General features: G+C 70.0%; 9 protein-coding genes. 7 read left to right on the top strand and 2 right to left on the bottom strand.

Annotated elements, in window-relative coordinates; translation table 11 throughout:
* Positions 1 to 23 precede the first annotated feature (23 nt).
* Complete coding sequence (locus ABT254_RS21590) at positions 24 to 869, top strand: HAD family hydrolase (protein ID WP_351472350.1); 846 nt, start codon at positions 24 to 26, stop codon at positions 867 to 869.
* A 379-nt stretch (positions 870 to 1248) separates the two neighbouring features.
* On the opposite strand, the gene ABT254_RS21595 is transcribed toward ABT254_RS21590, so the two are convergent.
* Positions 1249 to 2073 (bottom strand): Fic family protein, encoded by an 825-nt coding sequence (locus tag ABT254_RS21595; RefSeq protein WP_351472353.1) that lies wholly within the window; start codon positions 2071 to 2073, stop codon positions 1249 to 1251.
* A gap of 101 nt (positions 2074 to 2174) precedes the next feature.
* Between ABT254_RS21595 and ABT254_RS21600 the strand changes: the two genes are divergently transcribed.
* Positions 2175 to 3155 carry an ATP-binding protein gene (locus tag ABT254_RS21600; protein ID WP_351472355.1) on the top strand — a complete coding sequence of 327 codons (981 nt, stop codon included), beginning with the start codon at positions 2175 to 2177 and terminating at the stop codon, positions 3153 to 3155.
* 3 nt (positions 3156 to 3158) lie between these two features.
* On the opposite strand, the gene ABT254_RS21605 is transcribed toward ABT254_RS21600, so the two are convergent.
* Entirely contained in the window at positions 3159 to 4430 is a 1272-nt protein-coding gene (locus tag ABT254_RS21605; protein ID WP_351472358.1) for a polysaccharide deacetylase family protein, read from the bottom strand.
* A gap of 335 nt (positions 4431 to 4765) precedes the next feature.
* On the opposite strand from ABT254_RS21605, the gene ABT254_RS21610 reads away from it, so the two are divergent.
* The 5 genes from ABT254_RS21610 to ABT254_RS21630 all read left to right on the top strand — a co-directional run bounded on the left by ABT254_RS21610 (position 4766) and on the right by ABT254_RS21630 (position 12559).
* Positions 4766 to 7162 carry a SulP family inorganic anion transporter gene (locus ABT254_RS21610; protein ID WP_351472361.1) on the top strand — a complete coding sequence of 799 codons (2397 nt, stop codon included), beginning with the start codon at positions 4766 to 4768 and terminating at the stop codon, positions 7160 to 7162.
* A 321-nt stretch (positions 7163 to 7483) separates the two neighbouring features.
* The gene (gene acs, locus ABT254_RS21615; protein WP_351472364.1) at positions 7484 to 9442 is read left to right on the top strand and encodes an acetate--CoA ligase; all 1959 of its coding nucleotides are present in this window, start codon (positions 7484 to 7486) and stop codon (positions 9440 to 9442) included.
* 155 nt (positions 9443 to 9597) lie between these two features.
* Positions 9598 to 11034 (top strand): Na+/H+ antiporter NhaA, encoded by a 1437-nt coding sequence (gene nhaA, locus ABT254_RS21620; protein ID WP_351472367.1) that lies wholly within the window; start codon positions 9598 to 9600, stop codon positions 11032 to 11034.
* A gap of 56 nt (positions 11035 to 11090) precedes the next feature.
* Complete coding sequence (locus ABT254_RS21625; RefSeq protein WP_351472370.1) at positions 11091 to 11594, top strand: phage holin family protein; 504 nt, start codon at positions 11091 to 11093, stop codon at positions 11592 to 11594.
* Positions 11591 to 12559: an alpha/beta fold hydrolase gene (locus ABT254_RS21630; RefSeq protein WP_351472375.1), complete on the top strand. Its 969-nt coding sequence runs from the start codon at positions 11591 to 11593 to the stop codon at positions 12557 to 12559. Before ABT254_RS21625 ends, ABT254_RS21630 begins: the two co-directional genes overlap by 4 nt.
* Positions 12560 to 12741 lie beyond the last annotated feature (182 nt).

Raw genomic sequence — 12741 nt, forward strand, 5'->3', positions numbered from 1 at the left:
CCACGCGCCCCACCTTACGCCGAATGGGCTGCGCCTATGCTCGGGGCGTGGAAAACCACTCCTTGCCCCGCACAGCGGCCTTCTTTGACCTGGACAAGACGGTCATTGCGAAGTCGAGCACGCTCACGTTCAGCAAGTCGTTCTACCAAGGCGGCCTGATCAACCGCCGGGCCGCCTTGCGTACCGCATACGCCCAGTTCGTCTTCCTCATCGGCGGCATGGACCACGACCAGATGGAGCGGACGCGCGAGTACCTGTCCTCGCTCGTCCGCGGCTGGAACGTCCAGCAGGTCAAGGAGATAGTCGCCGAGACCCTGCACGACCTGATCGACCCGATCATCTACGACGAGGCCGCCTCCCTCATCGAGGAGCACCACACCGCCGGCCGCGACGTCGTCATCGTGTCGACGTCGGGGGCGGAGGTGGTGGAGCCGATCGGCGAGCTGCTCGGCGCGGACCGCGTGGTGGCGACGCGCATGGTCGTGGGCGAGGACGGCTGCTACACCGGCGAGGTGGAGTACTACGCGTACGGCCCGACGAAGGCCGAGGCGATCAAGGAACTGGCCCGGTCCGAGGGGTACGACCTCGACCGCTGCTACGCCTACAGCGACTCGGTGACCGACCTGCCGATGCTGCGGGAGGTCGGCCTTCCGCACGCCGTGAACCCGGACCGCGCGCTGCGCCGCGAGGCACTCGCGCGCGGGTGGCCGATTCTCGATTTCCACCGGCCGGTCCGGCTCAAGCAGCGGATCCCCGCATTCTCCGTACCGCCGCGCCCGGCCCTCGTCGCGGCCGCGGCAATAGGCGCCGCGGCGGCTACCGCGGGTCTTGTCTGGTACGCCAGTCGGCGGCGGGCAGCGATCGTCTGACCTGGCGGTTCGCCGACAGCAAGAATCTGTTCGACATCCCGGCGCCCGTTTACAGCCTATTTGAGACCAAAAGTAAAGAAGTGCAGCCAGGGCTTCCGCTTGCTTCGGACCTGGAGTACAAAGGGGTTAACGGCCCGCGAGACCAAGGACATCCGAAAGGATCACCTTAATAACGCATTTGGCCCCACGGACCGAGCATGAACACCGGGCACCCACGCGACGTCGACCCGTCGATTACGGGCCAGCCACACCAGGCCACGGGCAAAGTTCCCGGCCTGATGGGCAACATATCGAGGACGCTTGGTAACTCGGTGAGCATGCCAGCGGCGGTACGAATCCTCGTACCGCCGCAACCCTTTTCCGGACCCTGCCGAGCTTCCTACGCCGCCCCGCGCTGCAGTGCCTCGCACACGGCCGTCGACTCGCGCGCCCCCAGCTCGACCGCCCTGCCGCAGTGGGCGATCCAGGCGGCCATGCCGTCCGGCGTACCGGAGACGTATCCCTCGAATGCCGCCAGATAGGCGGCGCGCCCCAGCTCGGCGTGCCCGACCTCGGCCGGGCAGACGGACTTCGGGTCGAGGCCGCTGCCCACCAGGACGATGCGCTCGGCGGTGCGCGCGACCAGGCCGTTGTGGGACGCGAAGGGGCGCAGCGCGAGGAGTTCGCCGTGCACGACGGCGGCCGTCACCAGGGCGGGCGCGGAGCTGCCGGTGATGATCAGCTCCGCGAGGCCCTCCAGTCGGCCGTGCACCTCGTCGGCGGCCGGCAGCGGCAGCTCGATCAGCGGCTCGTCGACCGGCTCGCCCGCCAGCCGCGGCCGCCCGACCTCGTCCCCGTTGGTGGCGGCGGCCACCAGGTGGAGCCGGGCGAGCACCCTCAGGGGCGACTGCCGCCACACGGAGAGCAGTTGGCCCGCCTCCGCGGTCAGCCTCAGGGCGGCGCCCATCACGCGCGCGTCGTCGTCACCGCTGAAGTCGGTGCGCCGGCGCACCTCCTCCAGGGCCCAGTCGGCGCCGGACAGCGCGGCGGAACCGCGGGCGCCGCGCAGCGCCGCCTCGGAGGTGATCTCGTTGCTGCGGCGCCGCATGACCCGGTGCCCGTAGACCCGGTCCACGGCCTTGCGCACGGATTCCACGGACTCGGCCACCCCGGGCAGCGAGCCCAGGGCCGCGAGCGGATCGGCGTTCGCGCCTGTCGTACTCATGAGTACGACACTAGCCACCCCCGGGGCGCGCCCCACGATTGAGTGGTCTTCCTCACGCCCGTCTGCCACATACAGCTATCCCCCCATTACCCTTGGTGAACATGAAAATTGCTTTCGTCGGGAAGGGCGGCAGCGGCAAGACGACCCTGTCCTCCCTGTTCATCCGCCATCTCGCGGCAACCGGAGCGCCGGTCCTCGCCGTGGACGCGGACATCAACCAGCACCTGGGCGCCGCGCTGGGCCTCGACGAGGCGGAGGCCGCCGCGCTGCCGGCGATGGGCGAGAGGCTGCCGCTGATCAAGGACCATCTGCGCGGCTGCAACTCGCGTATCACCTCCGCCGAGACGATGATCAAGACCACCCCGCCCGGCGAGGGCTCGCGGCTGCTGCGGGTGTGCGAGGACAACCCGGTCTACGAGGCCTGCGCGCGGCCGGTGGAACTCGAAGGCGGTGCCGTGCGTTTGATGGTCACCGGCCCCTTCACCGACGCCGACCTGGGGGTCGCCTGCTACCACTCCAAGACGGGAGCGGTGGAGCTGTGCCTGAACCACCTGGTGGACGGGCAGGGCGAGTACGTCGTGGTGGACATGACGGCGGGCTCGGACTCCTTCGCCTCCGGCATGTTCACCCGCTTCGACATCACGTTCCTCGTCGCCGAGCCGACCCGGAAGGGCGTCTCCGTCTATCGCCAGTACAAGGAGTACGCCCGTGACTACGGCGTCGTCCTGAAGGTCGTCGGCAACAAGGTGCAGGGGCCGGACGACCTCGACTTCCTCCGCGCCGAGGTCGGGGACGACCTGCTGATGACCGTCGGGCACTCGGACTGGGTGCGCGCCATGGAGAAGGGCCGGCCGCTCAGGTTCGAGTTCCTGGAGGACGCCAACCGCCGGGCTCTGCGCGCCCTCCAGGTCGCCACCGACGCGACGTACGAGCTGCGCGACTGGGAGCGCTACACACGGCAGATGGTGCACTTCCACCTGAAGAACGCGGCCTCGTGGGGTGATGCCCGCACCGGGGCCGACCTGGCCGCGCAGGTCGACCCCGGGTTCGTACTCGGTGAGGGTGTCGCCGCCTCCGCCTGACGGCTACTGCTGGGCGGCCGGCGCCCCGGGAACGCCCTTCGGGGCCGGGGCCGGGTGGCCCGACAGGAAGGCCGCCCAGCCCTGCTTGGGCGCCTGGCCCACCTTCAGGGTGCGCAGTTTCGCCAGCGTGTGCGGGTCCTGGGCGTCCAGCCAGTCGACCAGCTGGTGGAAGGACACACAGCGCACGTCGGGCTTGTTGCAGACCTTCTCGACGACCTCGTCGACGGCCCGCATGTAGGTACCGCCGTTCCAGGACTCGAAGTGGTTGCCGATGACCAGGGGTGCGCGGTTGCCCTTGTAGGCGCGACGGAAGCCCTTGAGCAGGCCGTCGCGCATCTGGTCGCCCCAGTAGTCGAACTTGTCGGGGTCGCCCTGGGTCTGCGTGCCGGACTGGTTGACCATGAAGTTGTAGTCCATGGTGAGCTGCTCGTAGGAGTGCCCGGGGAAGGGCACGAGCTGCATCGACAGGTCCCACAGCCCTTCCCTCTTCTTCGGCCAGACCTGGTCGTTGACCCCGCTGGTGTCGTAGCGGAAGCCCAGCCGGCTCGCGGCCTTCACGAAGTTCTTCTGGCCCTCCAGACAGGGCGTGCGCGCGCCGATGAGCTCCTTGTCGTAGTCGAAGGGCAGTGGGGCCGCCTTCTCCATGCCGGAGTTGGTCTTCCAGCTCTTCACGAACTTCTTGGCCTGTGCGATCTCGCTCATCCACTGCGCGACCGACCACTGGCCGACGCCGCCGTTCCTCCCGCAGAAGTGGCCGTTGAAGTGGGTGCCGATCTCGTTGCCCTCCAGCCACGCCAGGCGCAGCTGCTTCACGGTGTCGGCGATGCCCTGCTCGTCGTTGAAGCCGATGTCCGAGCTGCCCGGCGAGTGCTCCGGGGGCTTGTAGAGGTCGCGTTTCTCCTCCGGCAGCATGTACACGCCGCTGAGGAAGTACGTCATGGTCGCGTGGTTGGCCTTGGAGAGCTTGCGGAAGTGGGAGAACAGCTTCTGGCTGTCCTCGCCGGCGCCGTCCCAGGAGAAGACGACGAACTGCGGGGGCTTCTGGCCGGGCCGCAGACGCTCGGGTCTGGGCAGATGCGGCTGGGCTCCGGTGTACGCCGTGGAGCCGTCGCCGATCAGGCGGACCACGCTCCCCTTCGCATGGACCGGACGGACCTTCTGCGGACCGAGAGCACCTGCCTTGGGACCGTGGGAGCCGATCGCACAGCCGGCGACCCACGCGGCACAGGACGCGGTGATCACGACGCCCACGGCGATCCTCTGGGTGGCGGTCATGTTCCGCTCACCTTCTTCCTTCTCTCAGGCCAACGCCGATGAGGGCGTTTTCTGGTGGTATGCCGGGGCAGCCCGACAGCGCCGCCAAGGTCGCACGGGGCCGAGAAGGAATTAGTACGACAAGCCGATGAAATGACCGCTTCACTCATTAGAGTGAGCGGTTACCCCATTTGCCAGGAAAGTCTATGCCTGGCCTTTACTCTGAATTACGATCCATTTACCGAGCGTTGATTCATCCCGCCGCTGCACGCCGTGACCCATGGCCGCGTCCCGACCCCCGCCCATCGGCGGGGACGACCTGATCCGCGACCGCGCTGCCCGGAGGAGACGGGAACATGTCAGCCTGCGCCCCCACCCGCGCCACCGACCCGAGTCGGACCCGGTCCGACCACCAACCCCACAGCCCACCGCCGGGCCCGCGCCGCCGCTTCCGCATCGCGGGCGCCGACGTGTCGGCCGCGGTCGCGGTCTTCCTGATCGCGCTCCCGCTGTCGCTGGGCATCGCCCTCGCCACCGGCGCCCCGCTCCAGGCCGGCCTGGTGGCCGCCGGGGTCGGCGGGCTCGTCGCCGGCCGGATCGGCGGCTGTCCGCTTCAGGTCAGCGGCCCGGCCGCGGGACTCACGGTGGTCACCGCCGACCTCATCCACCGCTACGGCTGGCGTACGACCTGCGCCATCACGGTCCTCGCCGGCCTCGCCCAACTGGGCCTCGGCTGCCTGCGCGTGGCCCGCACCGCGCTCGCCGTCAGCCCCGCCATCGTGCACGGCATGCTCGCCGGAATCGGCGTCACCATCGCCGTCGCCCAGCTGCACATCGTCCTCGGCGGCACCCCGCAGAGCTCCGTCCTCGCCAACCTCCGGGCCCTGCCCGCCCAGTTGGCGAACCTGCACCCCGCCGCCGCGACCGTCAGCGTGCTGACCCTGACCCTGCTGCTGCTCTGGCCGCGGATCCCCGGCCGGGCGGGACGCCTGCTGCGCAGGATCCCGGCCGCGCTCGTCGCCGTGGCCGGCGCCACCACGGCCGCCTCGCTCTCGGGGGTCCGCGTGCCCAAGGTCGACCTGCCGTCGTGGAGCAGCCACGCCCTGGCCGGTCTTCCCGAAGGCCCCGCGCTCGGCCTGACCGCGGCCGTGCTGACCACCACGCTGGTGTGCAGCGTGCAGTCCCTGCTCGGCGCGGTCGCCGTGGACAAGCTGGTGGCCGCGAGACCAGGACTGACCGCCCGCGTCAAACGCGCCGACCTGGACCGCGAACTGCTCGGGCAGGGCGCCGCCAACATCGTCTCCGGCACGCTCGGTGGACTGCCGGTCGCCGGTGTCGCCGTGAGAAGTTCGGCGAATGTGAACGCGGGGGCGGTGAGCCGGAACTCCACGATGCTGCACGGCGTTCTCGCAGTGATCGCCGCGCTGCTGATGGTCCCGCTCCTGGAGCTCATCCCGCTCGCCTCGCTCGCCGCCCTGGTGATGGCCGTCGGCATCCAGATGGTGTCCCTGCACCACATCCGCACGGTGACCCGCCACCGAGAAGTGCTGGTGTACGCCGTCACCACACTCGGCGTGGTGTGCCTCGGCGTCCTGGAGGGCGTGAGCCTCGGGATCGCCGTGGCCGTCGCCGTCGCCCTGCACCGCCTCGCCCGCACCCGCATCACCCACGAAGAGAAGGAGGGAGTCCATCACGTACATGTCCGAGGGCAGTTGACGTTCCTCGCGGTGCCACGGCTCAGCCGGGCCCTGCATCTCGTACCCCAAGGCGCGCACGCCGTGGTGGAGTTGGACGGTTCGTTCATGGACCACGCGGCGTACGAGTCACTGCAGGACTGGCAGAACGCGCACACCGCACAGGGCGGCTCCGCCGAGGTGACCGGGCGCCGGATCGGAACCCGGCCCCTCACCGAACCCATGCCGCACGGCGAGGAGCACGGGGAGTCCTCCGTCGGCTGCCGCTGCCGTCCCTGGACGCCATGGCGCAACCACCAGTGCGAGCCCCCGCAGTCCGCACCGGACACCGGTCGCCCCGGTGCGCCCGGCGACCCGGGTGGGCCGGACGGGTCCGGTCCCGGCGGCCGGAGCGGGCACCAACTGGCGCGCGGCATCAGCGCGTTCCAGCGCAACACCGCACCGCTCGTGCGCGGTGAGCTGGCCCGGCTCGCGCGGGAGGGGCAGCGGCCGTCCCAGCTCTTCCTCACCTGCGCCGACTCGCGCCTCGTCACGTCCATGATCACCTCCAGTGGACCGGGGGACCTGTTCGTGGTGCGCAATGTGGGCAACCTCGTTCCCCTCCCTGGTGAGGAGAGCGGCGACGACTCGGTGGCGGCCGCGATCGAGTACGCGGTGGACGTGCTGAAGGTGCGGTCCATCACGGTGTGCGGGCACTCCGGGTGCGGGGCCATGCAGGCCCTGCTCGACGCCGAGCCCGGCGGCGCCGGGACACCGCTGAAGCGGTGGCTGCGACACGGGCTGCCGAGCCTTGAGCGCATGGCCGACGAGAGCCGGCCGTGGGCGCGGCTCGCGGGCCGGACGCCGGCCGACGCGGTCGAGCAGCTCTGTCTGACCAATGTGGTGCAGCAGTTGGAGCATCTGCGCGCCCATGAGTCGGTGTCGCGGGCCCTGCGGGACGGGACGCTGGAGCTGCACGGAATGTACTTCCACGTCGGCGAGGCCCAGGCATATCTGCTCACGGAGGCGGAGTACGGCAAGGTGTTCGGCGTCGTGGAGGCGGCTGACCGGTCCGCCTGACGGACGGCGGTTCACCACGGGTGTGCGGCCCCGCTCGGTGCGGTCGCGCACCCGTGGTGTGTCCGGTCCCGGGCTGTCCCGACACGCCCGGGCCGGCAAAGACGTGACCGTCTCCGCGCGGGACGGGTGCACTGGGACGCGAGAGGCGCTGCAAGTGCTGAACTCCGCCCCGTCGGCGTCCGTGGGTACGGATGACCCCGGACACCTCAGCACACCGCCCACAGGTCTAAACCAATTTCCGATCGGCCCTTGTCATCGGCACCCCGAGTCTGATGAGCTGTGGCCTGGGACACAACGGACACCCTGAGAAAGGGAGATGTCGTGAGCAACGAAAGCCTGGCCAACCTCTTGAAGGAGGAGCGACGCTTCGCGCCGCCGGCTGACCTGGCTGCGAGCGCCAACGTCACGGCGGAGGCGTACGAACAGGCCAAGGCTGACAGGCTCGGCTTCTGGGCCGAGCAGGCCCGGCGGCTGACCTGGGCCAAGGAACCGACCGAGACGCTTGACTGGTCGAACCCGCCGTTCGCCAAGTGGTTCAAGGACGGCGAGCTCAACGTCGCGTACAACTGCGTGGACCGGCATGTCGAGGCGGGCAACGGCGACCGGGTCGCCATCCACTTCGAGGGCGAGCCCGGTGACAGCCGTGCGATCACCTACGCCGAGCTCAAGGACGAGGTGAGCAGGGCCGCCAACGCGCTGCTGGAGCTGGGCGTTCAGGCGGGCGACCGGGTCGCCGTCTACATGCCGATGATCCCGGAGACGGCGATCGCGATGCTGGCCTGCGCGCGGATCGGTGCCGCGCACTCCGTCGTCTTCGGCGGTTTCTCGGCCGACGCGCTCGCCACGCGCATCCAGGACGCCGACGCCAAGGTCGTCATCACCTCCGACGGCGGCTACCGGCGCGGCAAGCCGTCCGCGCTCAAGCCGGCCGTCGACGAGGCGATCGGCAAGGTGGACAACGTCAACCACGTGCTGGTGGTCCGCCGTACCGGCCAGGAGGTGGCCTGGACCGAGGGCCGCGACGTGTGGTGGCACGAGATCGTCGAGCGGCAGTCGGCCGAGCACACGCCCCAGCCGTTCGAGGCCGAGCACCCGCTGTTCATCCTGTACACCTCCGGCACCACGGGTAAGCCGAAGGGCATCCTGCACACCTCAGGCGGCTACCTCACCCAGACCGCGTACACCCACCACGCCGTCTTCGACCTCAAGCCGGAGACCGACGTGTACTGGTGCACGGCCGACGTCGGCTGGGTCACCGGGCACTCGTACATCGTCTACGGCCCGCTGGCGAACGGCGCGACGCAGGTCATGTACGAGGGCACTCCGGACACCCCGCACCAGGGCCGCTTCTGGGAGATCGTGCAGAAGTACGGGGTGACGATCCTGTACACGGCGCCGACGGCGATCCGTACGTTCATGAAGTGGGGCGACGACATCCCCGCGAAGTTCGACCTGTCCAGCCTGCGGGTGCTCGGGTCCGTGGGTGAGCCGATCAACCCCGAGGCCTGGATCTGGTACCGCAAGAACATCGGCGCCGACCGGACGCCGATCGTGGACACCTGGTGGCAGACCGAGACCGGCGCGATGATGATCTCGCCGCTGCCGGGCGTCACCGCGACCAAGCCGGGCTCCGCGCAGACACCGCTGCCCGGCATCTCCGCCACCGTCGTCGACGACGAGGCGAACGAGGTGCCCAACGGCGGCGGTGGCTACCTGGTCCTCACCGAGCCGTGGCCGTCGATGCTGCGCACCATCTGGGGCGACGACCAGCGCTTCCTCGACACGTACTGGTCGCGCTTCGAGGGCAAGTACTTCGCCGGTGACGGGGCGAAGAAGGACGACGACGGCGACATCTGGCTGCTGGGCCGCGTGGACGACGTCATGCTCGTCTCCGGGCACAACATCTCGACGACCGAGGTGGAGTCGGCGCTCGTCTCGCACCCGTCGGTGGCCGAGGCGGCCGTCGTCGGCGCGGCGGACGAGACGACGGGCCAGGCGATCGTCGCCTTCGTGATCCTGCGCGGCACGGCGAACGCCGAGGACGAGAACCTCGTCGCCGAGCTGCGGGGCCACGTCGGCGCCACCCTCGGCCCGATCGCCAAGCCGAAGCGGATCCTGCCGGTGGCGGAGCTGCCGAAGACCCGCTCCGGCAAGATCATGCGGCGACTGCTGCGGGACGTCGCCGAGAACCGCCAGCTCGGCGACGTGACGACGCTGACGGACTCGACGGTCATGGATCTCATCCAGGCGAAGCTCCCGGCGGCACCCAGCGAGGACTGACCCCCGTAGTCCCTCGGTCCCGGAGGGGCGCCCGGCGCGAGAAAGCGCCGGGCGCCCCTTTTAGGTAAACTAAGCAAAACTGCGTGACCCTCAAGGTGTGCCGGGAAGTCTGGTCGGCAAGCAGCACTCCCCTGCCATCGACCGGAGGTCTCCCCGTGACCGCGCCCCGCACCACCGCCCCCCGCAAGGTCCTCGGACGTCTGTCGCTGCCCGAGCGGACCTTCGTCGCGGACGCGCTGCGCACCGAGACCGTCGGCGGTGTGCTGCTGCTCATAGCCGCGATCACGGCTCTGATCTGGGCGAACATACCCGCGCTGCACCACAGCTACGAGAGCGTCAGCCACTTCCACCTCGGCCCCGGCGCCCTCGGCCTGCATCTGTCGGTCGCCCACTGGGCCGCAGACGGGCTCCTCGCGGTGTTCTTCTTCGTCGCCGGCATCGAGCTCAAGCGCGAGCTGGTCGCCGGTGATCTCCGCGACCCCAGGGCGGCCGCGCTGCCGGTCGTCGCGGCCCTGTGCGGGATGGCCGTACCGGCGCTCGTCTACACCCTCACCAATCTGAGCGGCGGCGGCTCGTTGCAGGGCTGGGCGGTGCCCACCGCCACCGACATCGCGTTCGCACTGGCGGTGCTCGCCGTCATCGGTACGTCGCTGCCGAGCGCCCTGCGCGCCTTCCTGCTCACCCTCGCGGTCGTGGACGACCTCTTCGCGATCCTGATCATCGCGGTCTTCTTCACGAGCACGATCAATTTCGCCGCGCTGGGCGGCGCGGTCGTGGGCCTCGCCGTCTTCTGGCTGCTGCTGAGGAAGGGCGTGCGCGGGTGGTACGTGTACCTCCCGCTCGCGCTCGTCATCTGGGCGCTGATGTACAACAGCGGCGTCCATGCGACGATCGCGGGTGTGGCGATGGGCCTGATGCTGCGCTGCCACCGCGAGGAGGACGAGGCGCATTCCCCGGGCGAGCACATCGAGCATCTCGTACGGCCCCTGTCGGCAGGTCTCGCCGTCCCCCTCTTCGCGCTGTTCAGCGCCGGTGTCGCCATCTCGGGCGGCGCGCTCGGCGACGTGTTCACCAAGCCGGAGACGCTGGGTGTCGTCCTCGGGCTCGTCGTCGGCAAGGCGCTCGGGATCTTCGGCGGCACCTGGCTGACGGCCCGATTCACCCGGGCCTCGCTCAGCGAGGACCTCGCCTGGGCCGATGTGTTCGCGGTGGCGACACTGGCCGGTATCGGCTTCACCGTGTCGCTGCTGATCGGCGAACTCGCCTTCGACGGGGACGCCGTACTGACCGACGAGGTCAAGGCCGCCGTACTGACGGGCTCCCTCATCGCCGCGGCCGTGGCGACGGTGCTGCTGAAGATACGGAACGCCAAGTACCGCAGGCTGTGCGAGGCCGAGGAGCGCGACGAGGACCTCGACGGCATCCCGGACATCTACGAGGAGGACGACCCGGCGTACCACCTGCGGATGGCCGCGATCTACGAGAACAAGGCCGCCGAGCACCGCCGGACCGCCGAACGGAAGGCCGCCGAACGACGCGCGCTTGCCGAAGTGCCGGGCGGGGCAGGCGAGGACGACGACCGTCCGGCATGATCTGACGGGACGGTACAAAAGGACCGTACACAAGCAGTAGGACGAGGGAGACCCCGATGAGCGCACCCGACGGCAGCCCGGTCGGCGCCGAACGCAGCATCGGCCAGCTGTTCGCCTCGGCGACGACCGAGATGTCGGCACTGGTGCATGACGAGATCGCGCTGGCCAAGGCGCAGCTCAAGCAGGACGTCAAGCGCGGCGCGACGAGCGGCGGCGCGTTCACCGGGGCCGGCGCGGTCCTGGTGTTCTCCCTGCCGATGCTCAACTTCGCGCTGGCGTACGGCATCCGGACCTGGAGCGGCTGGAACCTCGCCGTCTGCTTCCTGCTGTCCTTCGCGGCGAACGTGCTGGTCGCCGGCTTCCTCGCACTGATCGGCGTGGTCTTCGCGAAGAAGGCGAAGAAGAGCAAGGGCCCGCAGAAGGTCGCGGCGTCGATGAAGGAGACGGCGGGGGTCCTGCAGAAGGCCAAGCCGCACCCGCGGCCGGAGCCGTCCGACACCCCGGCGCTCGAGGACCGGGCCCCCGCGGCCATCGAGGCTGTGGCACGCTCGTCCTCATGACGGGCTCCTCCCCCTCCCCGGGGCAATCACCTTCGGCGCAATCCACCTCGGTCGTACGGCCGGAGGCCCTGCCCGACGGGACGAAGGTGACCCATCGGGACGTGGCCGCCAACGGCGCCCGCTTCCACATCGCCGAGGCCGGCGACGGGCCGCTGGTGCTGCTGCTGCACGGCTTCCCGCAGTTCTGGTGGACCTGGCGGCACCAGCTGACCGCGCTGGCCGACGCGGGCTTCAGGGCCGCCGCCATGGACCTGCGCGGCGTCGGCGGCAGCGACCGCACCCCGCGCGGCTACGACCCCGCGAACCTCGCCCTCGACATCACCGGCGTGATCCGCTCCCTGGGCGAGCCGGACGCCGCGCTGGTCGGGCACGACCTGGGCGGATATCTGGCGTGGACCGCGGCCGTGATGCGCCCGAAGCTGGTCCGGCGGCTCGCGGTCGCCTCCATGCCGCATCCCCGGCGCTGGCGCTCCGCGATGCTCTCGGACGTCAAGCAGACCCGCGCCGGCTCCTACATCTGGGGGTTCCAGCGGCCCTGGATCCCCGAGCGGCAGCTCACCGCGGACGACGGCGCGCTCGTCGCCGAGCTGATCCGGGAGTGGTCCGGGCCGAACCCGCCGGACGAGGAGGCGGTTCAGACGTACCGCCGCGCGATGTGCATCCCCTCGACCGCGCACTGCTCGGTCGAGCCGTACCGCTGGATGGTCCGCTCGATGGCCCGCCCGGACGGCATCCAGTTCAACCGCCGTATGAAGCGCCCCCTGCGGGTGCCGACCCTCCATCTGCACGGCTCACTCGACCCGGTGATGCGCACCCGCAGCGCCGCCGGCTCCGGCGAGTACGTCGAAGCGCCGTACCGCTGGCGGCTGTTCGACGGACTGGGGCACTTCCCGCACGAGGAGGATCCGGTCACTTTCTCAACCGAGTTGGTCAACTGGCTCAAGGACCCCGAACCGGACCGGTGAACCACGGCTGCGCCAAGCACTGCCGGGGGTCCGGGGGTCGCCCCCCGGGAAAGCACAGCCTGCACGAGGAGGATCCGGTCGTTTTCTCGACAGAACTGGTCAACTGGCTGAAAGACCCCGAGCTCGATCGGTGACCGAGCCGATGCGCCCGGTATCCGGATCTGAACATGTGTCCTACGAAC

Source organism: Streptomyces sp. NPDC001137, from assembly GCF_040298885.1.
GTDB lineage: Bacteria > Actinomycetota > Actinomycetes > Streptomycetales > Streptomycetaceae > Streptomyces.